18 protein-coding genes and 2 pseudogenes are annotated in these 19449 nt (G+C 61.7%); 16 read left to right on the plus strand and 4 right to left on the minus strand.

Going from position 1 to position 19449, the window contains the following annotated elements:
• Positions 1-269: 269 nt before the first annotated feature.
• The 3 genes and pseudogenes from CXQ80_RS11945 to CXQ80_RS11955 form a co-directional block, all read left to right on the plus strand.
• Positions 270-746 (plus strand): annotated as a pseudogene (locus CXQ80_RS11945) (hypothetical protein); the annotation flags it as partial.
• A 20-nt stretch (positions 747-766) separates the two neighbouring features.
• On the plus strand, positions 767-2353 hold the full coding sequence (locus tag CXQ80_RS11950) for an ABC-F family ATPase (protein WP_101319657.1): 1587 nt from the start codon (positions 767-769) through the stop codon (positions 2351-2353).
• Positions 2354-2564: 211 nt separating this feature from the next.
• A complete protein-coding gene (locus CXQ80_RS11955; RefSeq protein ID WP_101319659.1) occupies positions 2565-3755 on the plus strand; it encodes an MFS transporter in 1191 nt (396 codons plus the stop codon).
• Here the strand turns inward: CXQ80_RS11955 and CXQ80_RS11960 are convergent.
• The gene (locus CXQ80_RS11960) at positions 3723-4766 is read right to left on the minus strand and encodes a dienelactone hydrolase (protein WP_101319661.1); all 1044 of its coding nucleotides are present in this window, start codon (positions 4764-4766) and stop codon (positions 3723-3725) included. The genes CXQ80_RS11955 and CXQ80_RS11960 overlap by 33 nt on opposite strands.
• 149 nt (positions 4767-4915) lie before the next feature.
• Positions 4916-5527 carry an FMN-dependent NADH-azoreductase gene (locus CXQ80_RS11965; RefSeq protein WP_101319663.1) on the minus strand — a complete coding sequence of 204 codons (612 nt, stop codon included), beginning with the start codon at positions 5525-5527 and terminating at the stop codon, positions 4916-4918.
• Positions 5528-5659: 132 nt separating this feature from the next.
• On the opposite strand from CXQ80_RS11965, the gene CXQ80_RS11970 reads away from it, so the two are divergent.
• A complete protein-coding gene (locus CXQ80_RS11970; protein ID WP_101319665.1) occupies positions 5660-6562 on the plus strand; it encodes a LysR substrate-binding domain-containing protein in 903 nt (300 codons plus the stop codon).
• Positions 6555-6914, plus strand: a complete 360-nt coding sequence (locus CXQ80_RS11975; RefSeq protein ID WP_101319667.1) for an MmcQ/YjbR family DNA-binding protein — start codon at positions 6555-6557, stop codon at positions 6912-6914. The genes CXQ80_RS11970 and CXQ80_RS11975 overlap by 8 nt, the downstream gene beginning before the upstream one ends.
• 16 nt (positions 6915-6930) lie before the next feature.
• On the opposite strand, the gene CXQ80_RS11980 is transcribed toward CXQ80_RS11975, so the two are convergent.
• On the minus strand, positions 6931-7371 hold the full coding sequence (locus CXQ80_RS11980) for a DUF1294 domain-containing protein (protein ID WP_101319669.1): 441 nt from the start codon (positions 7369-7371) through the stop codon (positions 6931-6933).
• A 1-nt stretch (position 7372) separates the two neighbouring features.
• Positions 7373-8203, minus strand: a complete 831-nt coding sequence (locus tag CXQ80_RS11985) for an undecaprenyl-diphosphate phosphatase (RefSeq protein WP_101319671.1) — start codon at positions 8201-8203, stop codon at positions 7373-7375.
• A 390-nt stretch (positions 8204-8593) separates the two neighbouring features.
• Between CXQ80_RS11985 and CXQ80_RS25330 the strand changes: the two are divergent.
• From CXQ80_RS25330 to CXQ80_RS12035, 11 genes and pseudogenes are all read left to right on the plus strand, one after another.
• Positions 8594-9265, plus strand: a pseudogene (locus tag CXQ80_RS25330) (cache domain-containing protein); the annotation flags it as partial.
• A 138-nt stretch (positions 9266-9403) separates the two neighbouring features.
• On the plus strand, positions 9404-10138 hold the full coding sequence (locus CXQ80_RS25335) for a methyl-accepting chemotaxis protein (RefSeq protein WP_371411612.1): 735 nt from the start codon (positions 9404-9406) through the stop codon (positions 10136-10138).
• Between the two features lie 117 nt (positions 10139-10255).
• Positions 10256-10822 (plus strand): nicotinamide riboside transporter PnuC, encoded by a 567-nt coding sequence (gene pnuC / locus CXQ80_RS11995; protein ID WP_101319675.1) that lies wholly within the window; start codon positions 10256-10258, stop codon positions 10820-10822.
• The gene (locus CXQ80_RS12000; protein WP_101319678.1) at positions 10819-11370 is read left to right on the plus strand and encodes an AAA family ATPase; all 552 of its coding nucleotides are present in this window, start codon (positions 10819-10821) and stop codon (positions 11368-11370) included. The genes pnuC and CXQ80_RS12000 overlap by 4 nt, the downstream gene beginning before the upstream one ends.
• Before the next feature lie 299 nt (positions 11371-11669).
• Positions 11670-12107: a hypothetical protein gene (locus CXQ80_RS12005; RefSeq protein ID WP_101319680.1), complete on the plus strand. Its 438-nt coding sequence runs from the start codon at positions 11670-11672 to the stop codon at positions 12105-12107.
• A 1-nt stretch (position 12108) separates the two neighbouring features.
• Positions 12109-12681, plus strand: coding sequence for an adhesin (locus tag CXQ80_RS12010; protein ID WP_101319682.1), 573 nt, complete (start codon positions 12109-12111; stop codon positions 12679-12681).
• 51 nt (positions 12682-12732) lie between these two features.
• Positions 12733-14169: a heme utilization protein gene (locus CXQ80_RS12015; RefSeq protein WP_101319684.1), complete on the plus strand. Its 1437-nt coding sequence runs from the start codon at positions 12733-12735 to the stop codon at positions 14167-14169.
• Between the two features lie 61 nt (positions 14170-14230).
• Positions 14231-14911, plus strand: coding sequence for a C39 family peptidase (locus CXQ80_RS12020; protein WP_101319686.1), 681 nt, complete (start codon positions 14231-14233; stop codon positions 14909-14911).
• Between the two features lie 37 nt (positions 14912-14948).
• Positions 14949-15695, plus strand: coding sequence for a hypothetical protein (locus CXQ80_RS12025; protein WP_101319688.1), 747 nt, complete (start codon positions 14949-14951; stop codon positions 15693-15695).
• Positions 15696-15741: 46 nt separating this feature from the next.
• The gene (locus CXQ80_RS12030) at positions 15742-17025 is read left to right on the plus strand and encodes a hypothetical protein (protein ID WP_101319690.1); all 1284 of its coding nucleotides are present in this window, start codon (positions 15742-15744) and stop codon (positions 17023-17025) included.
• A 134-nt stretch (positions 17026-17159) separates the two neighbouring features.
• A complete protein-coding gene (locus CXQ80_RS12035; RefSeq protein ID WP_101323034.1) occupies positions 17160-19358 on the plus strand; it encodes an LTA synthase family protein in 2199 nt (732 codons plus the stop codon).
• Positions 19359-19449: the final 91 nt, after the last annotated feature.

The following is a 19449-nucleotide window of genomic DNA, read 5'->3' on the forward strand; positions in this document are numbered from 1 at the left end:
ATCTTGGATAATTAGGTGGTTGGTAGCAGAGACATCTTTTGGATCGGGCCTAGGGCAAGCGCCTTCACCCCAGTCGACACCCTGATGATTTGGTTGCGAAGCACAGCCGGCCAATAGCAGAAGGGGTAAAAGACACCTGAAATTCATGAGCACCGTCCTTGGTTATGAAGATATGTTCGAGGGTCGTCCATAGAAGCCCCTCTTATTGTGCGTCACTTCGCAGAGGAATCGAGATCTTCCGCAACTCCCTCCGCATCCGTTTCACATAGACCCTGCTCCGCCGCGTCATCGCTGAAACAGACTGGACGTCAGCCGACGTGAAGCGCAACGCGATCACCAGACTCGCGACGATTCTGGATGCCGCAACCCGTGAGGGTATGCTGACCAAGAGCCCAGCAGCGCTGATTGAGCTGCCAAAGCGCTCGAGGAAAGAAATCGACCCGTTCACCCTGGCTGAGGCCAACACCATCATCAGGCAGACGTCGAATCTACACAAACAGTGGGTGCCGGTGCCGAATGAAATGGGGATCAGACGTCGCCCCCCATACAACTGCCGCCACACCTATGCGACAATGTGCGCAATGTCCGGCCTCAATCCCGCATTTATTGCCCAACAGCTGGGTCACAGCGTTCAAATGCTGCTGTCGACGTATGCCCGTTGGCTCAACTCAAGCTCCGATTGGAGCGAGCTGGAAAAACTCAAGATTGGTATCAAATCGGTATCAGCTGAAAAGCCAGCCCCGTAAGTGACTGATAGGTAAGCCCTTTGATCTCCACCGCTAACATCACCATGCAATTCGGCGCCAAGCCGCTGTTCGAAAACGTTTCGGTCAAATTCAACAACGGCAACCGCTACGGCCTGATCGGCGCCAACGGTTGCGGCAAGTCGACCTTCATGAAGATCCTCGGCGGTGACCTTGAGCCGTCCGGTGGCCAGGTGATGCTCGAGCCGAACACCCGCCTGGGCAAGCTGCGCCAGGACCAGTTCGCCTATGAAGACTTCACCGTGATCGACACGGTCATCATGGGCCATGAACAACTGTTCAAGGTCAAGGCCGAGCGTGACCGCATCTACTCGCTGCCGGAAATGAGCGAAGAAGACGGCATGGCTGTCGCCGAGCTGGAAACCGAGTTCGCCGAGATGGACGGCTACACCGCCGACTCGCGCGCCGGTGAGCTGCTGCTTGGCCTGGGTATCCCGCTGGAGCAGCACAACGGCCCGATGAGCGAAGTCGCACCGGGCTGGAAGCTGCGCGTATTGCTGGCCCAGGCGCTGTTCTCGGACCCGGACGTGCTGCTGCTCGACGAGCCGACCAACCACCTGGACATCAACACCATTCGCTGGCTTGAAACGATCCTCACGGCGCGTAACAGCACCATGATCATCATTTCCCACGACCGGCACTTCCTCAACAGCGTCTGCACCCACATGGCTGACCTGGACTACGGTGAGCTGCGCCTGTTCCCTGGCAACTATGACGAGTACATGACTGCTGCGACGCAATCGCGCGAGCAACTGCTGTCGGACAACGCCAAGAAGAAAGCCCAGATCGCCGAGCTGCAGACCTTCGTCAGCCGCTTCTCTGCCAACGCCTCGAAAGCCAAGCAGGCTACGTCGCGGGCCAAGCAGATCGACAAGATCCAGCTGGCCGAAGTCAAGCCATCGAGCCGGGTCAGCCCGTTCATCCGCTTTGAGCAGAACAAGAAGCTGCACCGTCAGGCCGTGACCATCGAGAAGATGGCCAAGGCGTTCGACAACAAAGTGCTGTTCAAGGACTTCAGCTTCACCGTCGAAGCCGGCGAACGTGTTGCCATCATCGGCCCCAACGGTATCGGCAAGACCACCTTGCTGCGTACCCTGGTCGGTGAACTGCAGCCAGACGCAGGTGCGGTGAAGTGGACCGACAGCGCCGAGGTCGGTTACTACGCGCAGGACCACGCCCACGACTTCGAAGATGACGTCAGCCTGTTCGACTGGATGGGTCAGTGGACCCAGGGCGAGCAGATGATCCGTGGCACACTGGGCCGGATGCTGTTCTCCAACGACGAGATCCTCAAGTCGGTCAAGGTCATCTCCGGTGGTGAGCAAGGCCGCATGCTGTTCGGCAAGCTGATCCTGCAAAAGCCCAACGTACTGGTGATGGACGAACCGACCAACCACCTGGACATGGAATCGATCGAAGCGCTCAACCTGGCGCTGGAAAACTACCCGGGCACGCTGTTGTTCGTCAGCCATGACCGTGAGTTCGTGTCGTCGCTGGCCACTCGCATCCTCGAGCTGACGCCAGAAGGCGTAGTCGACTTCAGCGGTACCTACGACGACTACCTGCGTAGCCAGGGCGTCGTGGTCTGATCTGTCGCTGACAGGTTGAACCCAGCGCGGGGCAAGCCTGCGCTCATGTGAACCGAGGCATTCGGTCATGTGGGCGCGGGCTTGCCCCGTCGTCGTTTACAGGGCCACGCCAATCCACGCCGTAGTACTGGCAATTCGTTAGCCTGCTTTCATTTCCCTCGCGCAACCGCCATGATGGGGCACGCCCCACCGCCCGCCAGCGAACGAGCCCATGACTGCACAAGTGCCCTCCCCTGATCAAGGCTTTGCCATCACCCGCCAGATTCTTGCGATCGTGTTCTACACCTTCATTACCTTTCTCTGCATCGGCCTGCCGATCGCGGTGCTGCCCGGCCACGTGCATGACCAACTCGGCTATGGCGCGGTAATCGCCGGGGTGACCATTGGCCTGCAATACCTGACTACGCTGCTCAGCCGCCCGTTTGCCGGGCGGGTGGCGGATAGCCTGGGCGGCAAGCGTGCAATTGGCTACGGGCTGTTGGCGATCATCGGTTGCGGAGTGCTGACGCTGTTCTCGGCCTGGACATTGGCTTGGCCGCAAGCAAGCCTGGCGCTGCTGCTCGGCGGCCGCGTGCTGCTCGGGCTGGCGCAAGGCCTGATCGGTGTCGCGACCTTGAGCTGGGGCATAAATCAGGTCGGTGCCGAGCACACCGCACGGGTGATCTCCTGGAACGGCATTGCCTCGTATGGTGCCATTGCGATAGGTGCCCCCGTCGGCGTGCTGCTGGTGGATGGGCTTAACTTCAGCGTGCTCGGCCCGTTGCTGGTGATCCTCGCAGTGGTTGGCCTGTTCGCCCTGCGTCAACGACCCGATGTGGTGGTAGTGCGTGGCGAGCGCCTTGGCTTCTGGTCAGCGTTCGTGCGCGTGGCGCCGTGCGGCACGAGCCTGATGCTGGCGTCGATCGGCTACGGCACGCTGACCACCTTCGTCACCTTGTACTACCTCGAACGCGGCTGGACCGGCGCTGCGCTGTGCCTGAGCGCCTTTGGTGTGTGCTTCATCATTTCGCGCTTGTTGTTTGTCAACGCGGTCAACCGCTTTGGCGGTTATACGGTGGCGATAACCTGCATGGCGACCGAAGTGGTCGGCTTGACGTTGCTGTGGCTGGCCCCCTCACCGGGGTTTGCTTTGCTTGGCGCTGGCCTGACCGGCTTTGGCCTGTCGCTGGTATACCCGGCGCTCGGCGTCGAAGCGATCAAGCATGTGCCACCGAGCAGCCGTGGTGCCGGCCTGGGCGCCTATGCGGTGTTCTTCGATTTGGCGCTGGCCATTGCCGGCCCGGTAATGGGCGCGGTCGCCGTACATCTAGGTTACGCCTCGATCTTTTGCGTAACCGCCCTGCTGGCGCTATCAGGAGTAGGCCTGACGCTACTGCTGGCGCGGCGGAATCAGCGCGGCTGAGCGTTCTGCCGGTTCTGGCGCACCAAGCGCCTGGGTAAAGAAATCAGCCGTTTCACGCTGCAACGAGCGGTGGATCTGGCGCCGGTCGATACCGGCAGCGTCCTGGCAGAGCACCGGCATGCGTGCATGTTGCTCGTCATCGCAAGGTGCCATGAATACGAAATGCCCGGCGCCGGCCAGCAGGCGGTAATCGGGTGTCACCGGCAACTTGCGCGCCAGCGCATCGGCGTTGTGCTCCAGTGCGAGCAACTGATCGTTGTCGCCGCTGTACATCAATACCGGCAGGTGGACGTTGCTCAAAGCATGCCTACCAAACATCAGGCTAAGCGGCGCCATCAACACCACAGCGCCGACGCGCGGGTCGGCATGGGGCGCCAGCTCACTGCGGTCGGCAATCAGCACACCATGGGTTTTACAGGCATCGGCGTCGGTCGGCCGTTCCTGGCAATAGCGCTGCAGACGCTCCAGATCAGGCTGCGCACCGGACAGGATCAGCGCGGTCTCGCCACCTGCCGAATAGCCGATCACGCCGACCTTGCCGTCGTCCAGATAGGGGCCCAGCAACGCATCCGCGCGGGCGGCAGTGATCGCCGCGCTGACTTGCAGCGGGCGCCCGTACAGATTGCTCAGGGTACCCAGCCGGCTCGGATCACGGGCATTGTCACCAGGGTGGGTCAAGGCGATGACCACAAAGCCCTGGCGGGCAAGGCCTGTGGCCAGGTCATGCAGCGCCAGTGGACTCCCGGTATTGCCGTGGGAAATGACCAACAGCGGAAAATGCCCAAGCGCCACCGGCGCTTCCTCGGCAGCGCGCAGCTGATAGCCGTCGATACGCAGACTGTGGGTCGCGCCACTGGCAGGATAGAAAGCCAAGGCGTGCATGGGCCGCGCATCCACCGGATCGGTGAGTTGCAGAGCGTGCAGGCCAGCGACCCAAGGCGCGGCATTCGCATGGCCAATCAGGCTGGTGAGCACTACCAGCGCGGCAATCGTTCGTGAGAGGTAGGTCACTGGCGTCTCCCCCGCAGATGGGCGGATGACATCAGCTTAAGGCCCTATGGCTCAGGGCAGATGAAAACTGGATGAAACACACAACGATTGCGGGCAGATGACAGCCAAATTCGCCGCCACCTGCCCGCTTCCAGCTGGTTGAACCGTGATCAGGCGGCTGCGAACAGCTCGCCGGCGATCTGCGCCTGGGCAGCGTCGATAGCCGCAGTGCGCTGCTCAGGGCCATAAGCCAAGCCGTGGGCGCGGACGATTTCCAGATCGGTGACACCGATAAAGCCCAGGAACACCTTGAGGAAATCTTCATGACCAGCGCCAGTGGCCTGGCCGGCGTGCAGGCCGCCAGCAGTCGACACCAGGATCACCTTCTTGTTGCCGCACAGGCCTTCTGGGCCGGCCTCGGTGTAGCGGAAAGTCTTGCCGGCCACCGCAACGCGATCGATCCAGGCCTTGAGCTGGGTCGGCACGCTGAAGTTGTACATCGGCGCACCGATCACTACCGCGTCGGCAGCGAGGAATTCGTCCAGGGTTTCCTGGCTCAGCTTGGCCTCGAACGCCTGGGCGGCATCACGCGCTTCTTCAGCGGTGCCTGCAGCCAACAGGGTGGCAGCCGAGAAATGGCTGATGGCGTCGGCAGCGAGGTCGCGGTACACCACTTCGATGCTGGCGTCGGCAGCCTGCCAGGCCTGGACCACTTCGCGGCTGAGCTGGCGGGAAGCGGAATTGTCACCGAGGATGCTCGAATCGATGTGCAACAGTTTCATGGGGACTCTCCAGGATTGGCGACCGCGATAGGAGCGATCTCGATGGAGAGAATCCTACAGAGCTATCGAATAGATGATTAGTAGCTGAGAATGCACTAGATTGTCCCATCGGTAGAACAATGGGCTACGTGAATGCAAGATCTTAACGACCTGTTTTATTTCGCTAGGGTGGTCGAAGCCGGTGGCTTTGCCGCCGCCGGGCGCCAGCTGGGGATACCCAAGTCACGCCTGTCGCGGCGCATCGCCGAGCTGGAAGAGCGCCTCGGCACGCGCCTGCTGCAACGCACCACCCGCCAGCTGAAGCTGACGGCGATCGGCGAACGTTACCTGCAGCACTGCCAGGCCATGCTGCTCGAGGCGCAGATGGCCGACGAAGCGGTCGCAAGCATGACCAGCGAACCGCGCGGGCGGCTACGGGTGTCGTGCCCGGTAGCGTTGGCTCATACGTTCCTGCCGGAGGTGATCAATCGCTTTCTGCTGGCGTACCCGCTGGTGCAGCTCGACATGGTCCTGCTCAATCGGCGTGTGGACCTGATTGGCGAGGGTATCGACGTCGCCATGCGAGTACGCGATCTGGGCGATGAAGACCCTGCCCTGGCTACCCGACGTCTGCGTCAGGCACAGATGCATCTGGTGGCCGCCCCAGGGTTCGCCGAAGGCCTGACCGAGCCGGCGCAGTTGGCGACGCTGCCGGTCCTCGGCGCGACCGAAGCGGACCGGCTGGTGCACATCCGCCTCCTCGGGCCCAATGGCCGTGAGCAGGAGCTGGCGCTGGAGCCACGGCTGGCGATTGATGACTTCATCCTGCGCAAGGCTGCGGTGCTCGCCGGGTTGGGCTTCACACTCCTGCCAAGCCTGTACTGCGAAGAAGAGCTGGAGCGTGGCGAGCTGGTCAGGCTGCTCCCGGAATGGTCGCTGCCTGGCGCTTGGCTGCAGGCAGTTTACCCGCACCGGCGCGGCATGCTGCCCGCGGTGCGTGTGTGGATTGATCACCTGGCAGCAGCCTTTGAGGCCTGTGGAGAGCGGTATGTCTGAAGCAAGCATGAACCCCGAACAAGCAGCAGCCTTGTGCCTGGGTTTACCGGGCGCGCGAGAAGATTACAAATGGGGCGGTATCCGGGTGTTTTCGGTGGCCGGCAACAAGATGTTCGCGGTGCTTGATCTGGGCGGTGCCGGGCTGTCGTTCAAGGTCGCCGATGAGCTGTTTCTCGGCTACGTTGACCGTCCGGGGGTGAAGCCTGCGCCCTATCTGGCCCGTGCCCGCTGGATCAGCGTGGCAGCGCCCTATGCGATCGGGCGCGAGGAGCTGGCTGACTTGCTGCAGCGCTCGCACCAGCTGGTGGTGCGCAAACTGCCAAAACGGCTGCAAGCGGGTTTGTTACTTTGAGCGGCAACGCTGCCGCTTATATAGGCACCAGCGCCAGCCAACGCCCACCCAGCAGCACCTGATCCAGCCAGAACAGCTGGTGCAACGCAACGATGGCCCAGAACGTCAGCTGAAACGACAACTTGCGCGTCTTATGCCGGAAAAGCTGCTGCGCCAGCAACGCTCCGGGCCAGCCGCCCAGCAGCTCGCTGGCATGCAGGACCTTTTCTGGCGTGCGCCAGGCCTGGTTGCGAGCCTGTTGTTTATCCTGCCAATACAGCAACAGGCTGATCAGGCTCACACACGGATACAGCGCCAAGGGCAGCCATGACTGCCCGTTCCAGGCCATCTGCGCGGCGCCGAGTCCCGGCAGCAAACACAACCCAGCCAATGCCAGCAGCTTCACGCGCAGGTTGCGCACGCCCTCGCCCGGGGCGTGGCCGCGCGGGCGCGAGGTTGCCGGTTGCGGGCGGGCCATATCAGCCTTGCGCCGTTGCCCAGTCGATCAGGCCAAACTGCCAGGTCGCCAGGATCAGCAGGCCGAACACGATGCGGTACCAGGCAAACACCGCATAACTGTGGTTGGCGATGAACTTGAGCAGCCCACGCACGGCAATCATGGCGAAGATGAACGACACCACAAAGCCAATGGCAAACACCGGCAAGTCGGCGGGCTGGAACAGGTCGCGGTACTTGTAACCGGAGTACACCGCAGCGCCGACCATGGTTGGCATGGCCAGGAAGAACGAGAACTCGGTAGCTGCCTTGCGCGACAGGCCAAACAGCAGGCCGCCAATGATGGTCGAACCAGAGCGCGAAGTGCCGGGGATCATCGCCAGGCACTGCACCAGGCCGATTTTCAAAGCGTGGGTCCAGTTCATCTGGTCGACGTGCTCGACTTCGATGCGGTGGTTGCGGCGCTCGGCCCAGAGCATGATCACCCCGCCGACGACCAGGGCCGCAGCCACGGTGATCGGGTTGAACAGGTGATGGTGGATGAAGTCGGCGAACAGCACCCCAAGCACCACTGCCGGCAGGAACGCTACCAGCAGGTTGACGGTAAAGTGCCGTGCGCTCGGCTCACTGCGCAGCCCCAGCACCACCTCGATGATCTTGCGGCGAAACTCCCACACCACCGCCAGGATTGCACCGAGCTGGATGATGATGTTGAAGGCCATCGCCCGCTCGCCGCCAAAGTCGATCAGATCGGCGACAATGATCTGGTGGCCGGTACTGGAAATCGGCAGAAACTCGGTCAGTCCCTCGACGATGCCTAAGATGATTGCCTGAAAGGCACTCCAAAAATCCATTGTTCCCCCGCTGTGGCACTGCTGACTGCAGCGCCGTTGTTCTTGATTTACTGATAGTGGCCGCGTCGCGGCCCGGCAGTTTTACAGCGACTGTTGGTCGCTACGCCAGTCGAAAAGTTCGAGATGCCTAAAGGTTTCATCTTGAGCGGCCGAGATGCTAACAGACGAGCCTGTTTTAGGCTTGCCTGGATCCACCATGAAATGCCGCGCCAGGCACTTGGCCTTTGGTCGAGTACGGTTCGCAGGCCACACATGCTTGGATGCCCCTGAATAACAAGAACAATCCGGGAGTGCCCTGTTATGAAGACCTTGAGGTCGATGTCGATCAGCCGTCGCTTGTGGCTGATCCTGCTGGTGGCAGTGGCAATGCTGGTGGTGCTGGGCCTGGTGATGCTGCGCCAGATCCATGGTGACCTGTATCGGGCCAAGGCTGAAAAGACCGAACACGTGGTACAGACCGCAGCCGGGGTGCTGGCCTACTACCAAGGGCTTGAGGCCGCAGGCACGCTCAGCCGTGACGCCGCGCAGCAACAGGCGCTGCAAGTGGTGCGCGGCCTGCGTTACGACGTGCAGGACTATTTCTGGATCAACGACCTCGGCCCGCGGATGATCATGCACCCGGTCAACCCCAAGCTCGATGGCCAAGACCTGTCGGCCATTCGCGACCCGGACGGGTTTGCCCTGTTCAACGAGATGGTCACCGTGGCTCGCAGTCAGGGCGCCGGGCAGATCGACTATCGCTGGCCCAAGCCCGGCGCCAGCGAGCCGGTGGCGAAAACCTCCTATATCCAGCTGTTCAAGCCGTGGGGCTGGATCATCGGCTCCGGCGTCTATGTCGATGACGTGCAAGCCGAGTTCGCCCGCCAGGTACGCGATGCCTGCCTGATCGGCCTGGGCATCGCCTTGCTGATGGCGCTGCTGGTGATGCTCATCGCGCGCAGCATTGCCCGTCCGTTGCAGCAGGCCGTACAGGCGATGGGCACCATTGCCAGCGGCGAAAGCGACCTGACCCAGCGCCTGGATACCCATGGCAAGGATGAAGTCACCTACCTGGGCGAGCACTTCAACCGCTTCAACGGCAAGTTGCAGGGGGTGATTGGCCAATTGCAGGGTGCCGCCCATGCCCTTGCCCAGTCTGCCGGCCAGGTCGGCGACAACGCCGGGCAAGCGCAACTGCGCAGCACCCAGCAATCGCTGCAGATGGACCAGGTGGCCACCGCAGTCAACGAAGTCACCTATGCCGTGCAGGATGTGGCCAAGAACGCCGAACAGGCCGCCAGCGAAATGCGCGCCGCGCAAGCGCAGGTCAGCCATGGCCAGCAGGCGATCCACGGTAGCCTGGCGCAGATCGACCGCCTTTCGCTGACCATCGACGAGGCCGTTCAGGTGATTCGCCAACTGGCCGGGCACAGCACCAAAATCGGCGGTGTACTGGAGGTGATCCGCTCGATTGCCGAGCAGACCAACCTGCTGGCCCTCAACGCTGCCATCGAAGCCGCGCGGGCCGGCGAGCAAGGCCGCGGCTTTGCCGTCGTGGCGGACGAAGTACGCTTGCTGGCGCAACGTTCGGCGCAGTCGACCGCTGAAATCCAGACCATGATCGAGCACCTGCAAGGCCAGTCCGAGGCTGCGGTGAAAGCTATCGATACCTCCAGCGAGGCCTCGCGCCAGACTGTCGCACAGGCCCGCGAAGCCGGTTCCAGCCTGGATGCGATCAGCCAGGTGCTGAACAACCTGACTGCGCTCAACGCCTCGATTGCCAGTGCCACCCTGCAGCAATCGCACGTGGTCGAGGAGATCAACCGCAATGTCACCGACACTGCCGGGCTGTCGCTGGAAACCGCCGAGGCGGCCCGCCAGTCAAGCGCTGCCGGCCTCGCCCTGGGCCAGTTGAGCGAAGAACTGGAACAACTGCTGCGCCAGTTCCGCGTCTGATGCCTACAGCCACTGGATCAGCTCTTGCTGCCTGATCCAGTGGCCTTACGCAGACAGCTACACCTGCCCCGCCCCACAGGCTACAATCGCGCCCTTCCCCTGCCCCAAGGATCGCCGATGTCCGGCCTGGAACTCTTCGCCGCCGCCCTCGGCGTCATCGCCGTATGGCTCACGGTCAAGCAGAACCCCTGGTGCTGGCCGATCGGGCTGGTGATGGTGGTGCTGTACAGCTGGGTCTTCTATGAAGTGAAACTGTACTCGGACATGCTCCTGCAACTGATCTACGCCGTGTTGCAGCTGTATGGCTGGTGGCAGTGGACTCGCCCTGGCCACCGCAAAGACGCCCGCCAGGTCTCGCGCCTGCAGACCACACCGATGCTGACCGGGCTGGGCATGGGCCTGCTGGCCAGCCTGGCACTGGGCGCGGCGATGGCGCACTGGACCGATGCCGCGCAGCCCTGGCTCGACGCAGCGCTGACCGGCTTCAGCCTGGTGGCACAGTTGTGGATGGCGCAGAAGCGCCTGCAGTGCTGGACTTTGTGGATCGTACTGGACGTGATCTTCGTCGGCCTGTTCCTGTACAAAGGCCTGTACCTGACTGCCGCGCTGTATGCACTGTTCACGCTGATCGCCGTACGTGGCTGGTTCGAGTGGCGGCGCGACCCTGCCCTGGTGCAGGCATGAAGGTACTGGTGCTGTGCGGTCCGGAGTCCAGTGGCAAGAGCTGGCTCAGTGGCGAAATCCAGGCACACTTCGGCGGCGAACTGGTGGGCGAGTACGTCCGCCACTTCATTGACGAGCAGGGCCGGGATACATGCTTCGCCGACATCCCGGCCATTGCCCGTGGGCAGCTGGCCTGGGAAGACAGCGCGCGGGCCCGCCAGCCTGATCTGTTGATCCTCGATACCCACCTGCTGAGCAACATGCTCTGGAGCAAGGCTCTGTTCGGCGATTGCCCGCCTGATATCGAACAGGCGCTGTTGGCGCGGCGCTACGACCTGCACCTGCTGCTAGACCCGGCCGGGGCCGACTGGGTCGCCGATGGTCAGCGTTGCCAGCCGGACCTGCACGAGCGTCAGGCCTTTTTTGCAGACAGCCTGGACTGGCTGCAACGCCACCAGCAACCGGTGCAAATCATCGGCGGCAGTTGGCCGCAACGCAGCGCTGCGGTTTTAGCTGCAGTCCAGCGCCTGCTTGATGGCAAATCGCCGGCCTGCGCTACCGAGTGTTAACTCGCTGACACACCCAACTGGGTCCAAGTCCCTGTGTTTACGTGCCCTGCGGCGCAAACAGCGGTGCTGTCACGCTGGTGATACAGCTTCGACCAAACGCCGTTCAGGTATGGCCAGAGCCGATGCGTCGCTTGTTTGCCCGGGAAACTGTGTCAGTGCTGAAACAGTTGCTGCGATGCGTAAACAGCATGTGGCCGTAGCTGACTGATTCCCAAGCAATTAGTAAAAGCGGCACGGCTCCTGCTCTCCTCCTTCGCAACGCTGATCAGGGCCAGCGATCCGAAGAAGGAATTGCCACCGTGGCGACACTCGATAAAGGCACCTTTCACCTGTTACTGGCAGGTTGCGCACTGGGGGCAAGCCTGGCGCTGCCGGCCCAGGCCGACAATGGGCTGATCGTCATCACCCGCGACGTGCAGACGCGCAATGCAGTGCGAGCACCGCTGATCCCCGACCCGAGCCCAGTCACCGTCAACACCAACCCTTCCGCGCAGATCCTCAGGCAAACCAATGAGCTCAGCGATGGCGACTTCGCCTCGATCAGCAGCGGCGCAGGCATCAGTTCGCTGATCACCCAGCAGACCACCAACCTGGGCGGCAACATCAGCACCCAGAACCAACTGCCGAATCTGGCCGGCGGGCGTTCCACAGGCTCGGGCAGCGGCATCGCCAACATGGTCAACTCCAACGTGCAGCAAGGCCTCGGCGTACTGAAAAGCATCGGCGGGGGCCAATGACATGAAGCGCTCATTGCTGATGCTGGCCACGCTCCTCACAGCCCCTGCGTTCGCCCAGTCACCCATCGTCAACAACGCCAGCATCGACAGCTCCGGCGCCATGTACCAGGGCAACATGGCGGTCAACCAGGCTGCGGGTGATTTTTCCCAGCAAGCCAACGCCCGCGCCCTTGCCAATGGCCACGGCGCCAGCGCCACCACGCAGATCCGCCAGCGCCTGCACACCACGGTAGACGCCAACATGGACGCCACTGCCAGCATTCAAGGCAACGCCTTTACCAACGGCAACGGTGTTCTGGGGGTAAACCAGAGCAGCGGCGCCAGCAACCAGCAAGCCAATGCGCTGCGCATCAGCATCAGTGACCAGCCGCAAAGCATCGACGACAGCGTCCTCATGCAACAGAACGTGGCGCTGCTCAACAACTCCGATCCAGCTGACCCGAACCTTGGCAGTCGCCAGGTCACTACCGGTAACCAGGCATTCACCGGCAGCCGTGGGGTCATTCAGTTGAATCAGAGCGCCGGGGTAGGAAATCGAACGGCCAACACCCTGAGCGTCCGGGTCGTGGACTGACCCAAACAGGTAAGAACAACACTTAACCTAAAATAAGTACGGAGAATCACCATGAAACCTTCGATGGCAATCAAGCCTCTGGTTTTCGCAATTGCTGCGATCATGGCTGTAGCTGTACAAGCTGATGATCGGCGTGGCAACGGGCATGGCAATGGCAACAACAACCAGCCCCGCACGACCATCATCCCTATTAGCGCAACTGCCAACGCAATCGACCGCCAAAGCAGTACAGGCAACACGATTCACAATGAAGGCACCATCAACGAAGCCGAAATGAGCAGCTCCGGCTCCGGCGCCAGCGGCAACGTCGGCGTCAACGTTGCGGCCGGTAACGGCAACCAACAGGATAACGCCGCGGCCATCGCCAACGCTGCTTCTGATTCCAGCCTGGACAACAGCTTCGTGTTCGGCACCGCCACCGCAACTGCCGACGTCAAGCAATACAGCAACAACAACAAGGTCAACAACTGGTCGACCCAGAGCTCGGCGGTGATGTCCGGTTCGGCGTCTGGCACCAGCGGCAACGTCGGTATCAACATTGCCGGCGGCGACCTCAACCAACAGAAAAACACCATGGCGATCGCCAATACCAACTCGCCTATCGGTAACTCGGTCGCCACTGCCCGCGCCGATCAAAACGGCCCAGGGCTAACCGTCAACAACCGTGCAGATCGCAGCTACACCGTCGAAACGCTGAGCTTCACCACCTCCTCCAGCGGCTCCTCGTCACGCGAAGGCACCTTCAATTCGACCGACGACCGGAGTTCCTCGTCGAGCCTCAACCTGAGCGGCTCCAACGCCGCCGCGTCGAGCGGCTCGCACAGCTCCAGCGCCAGCGGATCGAACAGCTGGTCAGCCAGCGGCTCGGGCAGCGCCAACGCCAGTGGCTCCAACAATGCCAATGTCAATGGCTCGGCCAGCGGCAACGCCAACAGCAGCAGCTCGGCTTCGCTGAGCGCAACCCTTGCCGCCGCAGCCGACGCAGCGCGTTCGGTGACCTTCACCAACGGCGACCGTGAACGCACCCGCAGCGAAACCGCCAGCGGCTCGCTCAACGCCTCGCTGGACGCTTCGGTCGATACCTCGCACCAGACCAGCTACGATTCTTCGTTCGAAAAATCCTTCGGCTCTTCGTATGACAAGTCGCGTGACTACTCCTACGACAAAGCCCGCGATTCTTCCTACGATAAATCCCGCGAGTCTTCCTACGAGAACGCTTCTGCTTCTGCCTATGAAAAATCAGTCGAGGCGGCTTCCGAGTCTTCCAACGACATTTCCAAAAGCTACAGCGAAGCCAACTCGTATGACCTGAGCAACACCGTTTCCTTCCAGGTCCTGACTCCTACCGGCTGGGCCAACCCTGTGACCAACACCGCTACCCTGAGCGGTTCGGTCAACGGCGGCAGCGGCAACCTGGGCGTCAACGTCGCATCCGGTGTCGGCAACCAGCAAAGCAACTCGCTGGCGATCTCCAACACCTCGTTCTGAGTGTTGCCTCGAAGGCCCCCTGCCAAGGGGGCCTTTCTCACCCGAAGCAGAAGGCCCGATCATGCGCATTATCGCCCTGGCGTGTTTGCTTTGCCTGGCCAGCCTGAGTGAAGCGGCGCAAATGCCACTTTCCGTGCTGCCCAATGGTGCGGTGGTGTACAAACCCATTCAAAGTGTTCGCGAGCGCAAGTTCGCTGACCTGGTGCAGCAGAAGACCGACTTCAGCTGCGGCGCAGCAGCGTTGGCAACCATTCTGCGCCAGGCCTATTGGCTGGACGTCAACGAAGAACAGATCATCGAGGGCATGCTTGCCCACGCCGATCAGGACATCGTCCGCGTGCAAGGCTTCTCGATGCTGGACATGAAGCGCTATGTGGAAAGCCTGGGCATGCGCGCTCGCGGCTACCGCGTCACCACCGACACCCTCAACAGCATCCGTATCCCGGTCGTGGTGCTGATGGATATCCGCGGTTACAAGCACTTCGTAGTGATGCAGAGGGTCGACAAGGGCTTCGTCTATATCGGCGACCCGGTCCTGGGCCACAAACGCTACAAGACCGAAGATTTCATCAAGGGCTGGAACGGCATCATCTTCGCCATCATTGGCCAGGGCTACGACAAGAGCAATGCCCTGCTCGACCCACCCCAACCTTTGACCGCCAAGAGCCGCGTCAATGGCTTCACCCCGCTGCAAGACGCCGAGTTGATGGACTTCGGCTTTATCCAGAGCGACTTCTTCTAACACTAACAACAGGGGCAGCAAGCTCCGGGAGCACGCGATGAAGATTCCACTGTGGCTGGCACTGACCTGCCTCGCCGCCAGCCTGCCAAGCCATGCCCAGGTACTGCAACCGATCGAACTCAAGGACCAGGAACTGGCCAACCTGCGCGGCCGCTACGTGCTGCCGGGGCGCATTGTCAGCTTTGGCCTGGTCATGAGCAGCACCTGGGAGAACGCCAAAGGCGAGGTGATCGGCGCACGCTCGTCGATGCAGATCCAGCAATCCACCATCAAGCCGCAGTTCTATGTGTCCTTGATTGACGAAAAAGGCACCGGCACAGCTTCGACGCAAGCCCCTGGCACTGGCACCGTGACAGGCGGCAACGGACTCAACAGCACTACCGGCGTCACTCAGGTAGTGCGTGCCGCTGGCGATCACAACACCGCCTACAACGATGTCGATATCAATGTCAGCCGCGGCAACCAGGCTCCTGCCAGCGAACCCCAAGGCCAAGTATTAGCGGCCGGCACGCAGTTGGTCGGCGCCAACGGCGCAGGCTCGTTGAGCGTTTCTTCAAGCGGTTCCGGAATTCAGTTGAACATCGCCGCAGGCAACAACCAGGGCAGTACAGTGCAACGCCTGGCCCAAGGTGGACTGATGCAAAACACCACGTTGCTCGGCGCCGGCAACCAGGTTCGCAACATCACCTCGCTCAATGTCGTGCTGCGTGACAACGTCGCCGGCGCGGGCGCCATGAACGGTAATCTGGACCAGCTCAAAGGCATTCGCACTCTAGGATTCTGATCTACGCTCTGTCTCATCACATGTAGTCAGAAGGGACGGCTAACCCATGCATCGATTGACCACGATCAGAGCTATCGTTTGTCTGAGTAGCCTGACTCCGGTGACATTGCTTTACGCCGCTGCCGACCCTCAGGTCGAAGCGCTCAAACAAGAACTGATCGAACTCAAACAGCGCTACGAGGCGCAGCAGAATGCGCTGATGGTGCTTGAGCAAAGAGTGCGTCAGGTTGAAGCCGCGCCCCCGGCCGCGCCACCGCCCAAGCGCCTGACCCGTTCCCCTGCCGAATCGGTCAAGGGTGGCCAGAGCGTGGCCGCCGGCGCGCCAGGTGCATCCGGTAGCTCGTACGGGCAGTCTCTGCAGGACGACTCGGAGCCGGCGCAGAGCGTTTCCAACCTGTATGACGAGGCCAGCGGCTTCTTTGGCCGCGGCAAGTTCAGCGTCGAAACCGGCATCACCTACACCCACTACGACACCCGCGCACTGACCCTCAATGGTTTCCTCGCGCTGGACTCGATCTTCCTCGGCAACATCAATCTGGACCGGATCAAGGCCGACAACTGGACCCTCGACCTGACGGCGCGCTACAACCTCGATCAGCGCTGGCAGTTCGATATAAACGTGCCAGTGGTGTACCGCGAGTCGACCTACTCCTCAGGCGGCGCTGGCGGAGCCGGCCCCGTCACCTCGGATGCCACCGTGACGCGCGACCCGACCATAGGTGATGTCAACGTCGGCGTTGCCTACAAATTCCTCGATGAATCGGAAGATTGGCCGGACGCGGTATTCACCCTGCGAGTCAAAGCCCCGACCGGCAAGGATCCGTACGGCATCAAGCTGGTCAACGACCCCACCAACGACAACCTGTCGGTGCCCGAAAGCCTGCCGACCGGCAACGGCGTATGGGCGATCACGCCGGGCATCTCGCTGGTCAAGACCTTCGACCCGGCGGTGCTGTTCGGTAGCTTGTCTTACACCTACAACATGGAAGACTCGTTCAGCGACATCAGTGCCCAGGCCAACAGCAAGGTGCCGGGCGACGTCAAACTGGGCAACTCGTGGCAGATCGGTGCCGGTATCGCCTTTGCCCTGAACGAGAAGATGAGTATGTCCTTCTCGGTGTCGGACCAGTTTGCCAGCAAGAGCAAGATCAAGCCTGACGGTGGCGACTGGCAGTCGATCAGCAACAGCGACTACAACGCTGCCAACTTCAACATCGGCATGACCCTGGCTGCGACCGACAACCTGACCATCGTGCCAAACCTGTCGATCGGCCTGACCGACGACTCGCCAGACTTTTCCTTCAGCTTGAAATTCCCTTACTACTTCTGATCCGGCAAGCACACGCGGGCGCTTCGGCGACCCGCGTTTTGGTTACTTGCCTTGTCCAATCCGGCCTCGCCGAGCTACGCCTGTTATCATCCAACAGATTTGTGTGACTGTTTGATGGCAGGAAGGACGCTTTGGTGAAAATTATACTCGGCCACCCCCGCGCACGGTTGTGGGCGCTGACCGTACTGGTCTTGCTGATCCCCTTGGGCGTGCGCGCTTTGTTGGGCTGGTCCAACCCATTTGGTTACTTATCCGATCTGGCCATTGGCAGCCTGCTGGTGCTGGCTCTGCACCGCTGCGCCTGGTGGCTGGCGATGCCCGTATTGATCGCCTGGGCAGCGCTGCTGGTGGCCTCGGCGGAGCTGGTCAGCGCGGTAGGCAGGCTGCCGGCCAGCGCCGACCTGAATTATCTGTTCGACCCCCAATTCATGGAAAACTCCACCGGTGGCGCCCTCGCCCACGCCTGGCTGCCCTGGGTGTTGCTGGCAGCCGTAGTAGCCTGGCTGGCGAGCATCTGGCTGACGCGCGGCGCCGTCCCGCAGGCATTGCCGCGCAAAGCCTGGGCGCTGCCAGTACTGTTGCTTGGCACGCACTGGGCCGGCCAGCACCTGTTACCGTCCGACGCTGACCAGTGGCGCCAATTCAACCTGCCCCATCAGTTGCTTTCGGCAGGCGCGGGTGATCTGCAGCGCAAGGCAAACAAGCACTTTGGCGACAATCTGCCGGTCCCGGTGCTGGAAAGCGCCGGTCTGACCCAGTCCGACCTCAACGCGCCGCGGCTGCTCGATGGCCCTGGCAGCGCCCGCAACGTCCTGGTGATCACCCTGGAGGGGATTCCCGGCGCTTACGTGCGCGCCAACCGCAAGGCCTTGCACAGCCGTTTTGACGAGGAGCTGATGCCCAATCTCAGCCGCTGGGCCGAGCGTGGCATGAACACTCCGGATTACGTTCTGCACACCCACCAGACCATCCGCGGGCTATATGCGATGCTCTGCGGCGACTATGACAAGCTCGCCAACGGCACCCCCAAGGGTGTCGAACTGCTGACCCAGGAGCAACGCAACCAGGCCTGTCTGCCCGCGCAGTTGCGTCAAGCGGGTTTCAGCACACATTTTCTGCAGGGCGCCGGACTGCGCTTCATGGCCAAGGACCGGGTCATGCCGCACATTGGCTTCGAAGATGTGCATGGGCTGGAGTGGTTCAGCAACGCCAACTATCTGGAGTTCCCCTGGGGCAAGGACGACCGCGCGTTTTTCGAAGGCGCTCACACCTACCTGAGCCAACTTCGCAAACAGAACAAGCCGTGGATGCTCAACCTGCTTACGGTAGGCACTCATCAGCCCTACTCAGCACCTGAGGACTACCTGCAGCGCTTCGACAGCCCGAAGCAGGCGGCAGTGGCGTATCTGGACGATGCGCTGGGCGCGTTTCTCGATACGCTGGAGCGCGAGGGCGTACTCAAGGACACGCTGGTCGTGATTACCTCGGATGAATCCCATGGCATCGACGGTGTGCGCCTGGCTTCCTCCTGGGGCTTCAACCTGACCCTGGCGCCGGAACAGGCCAGCCTGCCACAGATAAAGAACGGCACCTATGGGCATGTCGACCTGACCACGTCGATTCTCGATTACTTCGAATTGCCTATCCCGGCGGCGCTGGGCGGCCGCTCGTTGTTCCGCGAGTACGATAGCGGTCGCGAGATGATCTCGTTCACCAACGGCATGCTGCGCTACCACAACGGCCAAGGCACCTATACCGAGTGTGACTTCCAGCAGCGCTGCCGCAACTACGCCAGCACTGGGTTCATTGCCGACACGGCCAAATACCTCGGCCCGAGCAGGGACGACGTCGGCCAGCAATTGGCCGATCTGGCCACCACCCTTGACCGCTCGCTGCTGCAAAGCCCGCTGAACCTGCGCTACCAGTTTGGCGGTACCAACCGCATCGCCTTGGGCAAACACGCCGACAATGACTGGACAGACAACCTCATCGGCGCGCAGTACCTGGAAATGCCCGAAGGTTCGCGCACGCGCATTCGCCTGGAGGTTCGCGCATTGGACCCGGCCCATGTCGCGCACTTGCAGCTCAAGGCCAAGGAGTTCGAACAGGACGTGCAAGTCGGCCTGCCGGAACAAATGGTCGCGACCGCCGACGAGCCCATGGTTCTGGAGTTCGATTTCGATAACCCGAGTGTACGCAAGGCCTTCTCGTTCCACCTGCTGGGCTACGGCGAAGGCGAGATCGAAATCAGCGACTTCAGTGTGATCACCGCCATGCCTGGCGAAGAAGACAACCTCGACGAGCTGGACGGGCACGTCGCCCAGTCCAGCTGACGCTACTGCAACGCTATTGTGCAGCCGCCTGGGAACTCGGCAAAGCGGCGCTGCCTCTACTTGAAAGACGCACTGGTGAAGTTCACCCGAG

Origin of the sequence: Pseudomonas sp. 02C 26, assembly GCF_002843585.1 — a bacterium.
Classification (GTDB): Bacteria; Pseudomonadota; Gammaproteobacteria; order Pseudomonadales; family Pseudomonadaceae; genus Aquipseudomonas; species Aquipseudomonas shirazensis.

Excerpts from the sequence above, each read along its gene's own strand:
- CXQ80_RS12030 (WP_101319690.1), top strand. The coding sequence starts at position 15,742 with ATGCATCGATTGACCACGATCAGAGCTATCGTTTGTCTGAGTAGCCTG.
- CXQ80_RS12020 (WP_101319686.1), top strand. The coding sequence starts at position 14,231 with ATGCGCATTATCGCCCTGGCGTGTTTGCTTTGCCTGGCCAGCCTGAGT.
- CXQ80_RS11975 (WP_101319667.1), top strand. The coding sequence starts at position 6,555 with ATGTCTGAAGCAAGCATGAACCCCGAACAAGCAGCAGCCTTGTGCCTG.
- CXQ80_RS11955 (WP_101319659.1), top strand. The coding sequence starts at position 2,565 with ATGACTGCACAAGTGCCCTCCCCTGATCAAGGCTTTGCCATCACCCGC.
- CXQ80_RS11985 (WP_101319671.1), bottom strand. The coding sequence starts at position 8,203 with ATGGATTTTTGGAGTGCCTTTCAGGCAATCATCTTAGGCATCGTCGAG.
- CXQ80_RS25335 (WP_371411612.1), top strand. The coding sequence starts at position 9,404 with ATGGACCAGGTGGCCACCGCAGTCAACGAAGTCACCTATGCCGTGCAG.
- CXQ80_RS12025 (WP_101319688.1), top strand. The coding sequence starts at position 14,949 with ATGAAGATTCCACTGTGGCTGGCACTGACCTGCCTCGCCGCCAGCCTG.
- CXQ80_RS12000 (WP_101319678.1), top strand. The coding sequence starts at position 10,819 with ATGAAGGTACTGGTGCTGTGCGGTCCGGAGTCCAGTGGCAAGAGCTGG.
- CXQ80_RS11965 (WP_101319663.1), bottom strand. The coding sequence starts at position 5,527 with ATGAAACTGTTGCACATCGATTCGAGCATCCTCGGTGACAATTCCGCT.
- pnuC (WP_101319675.1), top strand. The coding sequence starts at position 10,256 with ATGTCCGGCCTGGAACTCTTCGCCGCCGCCCTCGGCGTCATCGCCGTA.
- CXQ80_RS12015 (WP_101319684.1), top strand. The coding sequence starts at position 12,733 with ATGAAACCTTCGATGGCAATCAAGCCTCTGGTTTTCGCAATTGCTGCG.
- CXQ80_RS11980 (WP_101319669.1), bottom strand. The coding sequence starts at position 7,371 with ATGGCCCGCCCGCAACCGGCAACCTCGCGCCCGCGCGGCCACGCCCCG.
- CXQ80_RS12010 (WP_101319682.1), top strand. The coding sequence starts at position 12,109 with ATGAAGCGCTCATTGCTGATGCTGGCCACGCTCCTCACAGCCCCTGCG.
- CXQ80_RS11970 (WP_101319665.1), top strand. The coding sequence starts at position 5,660 with ATGCAAGATCTTAACGACCTGTTTTATTTCGCTAGGGTGGTCGAAGCC.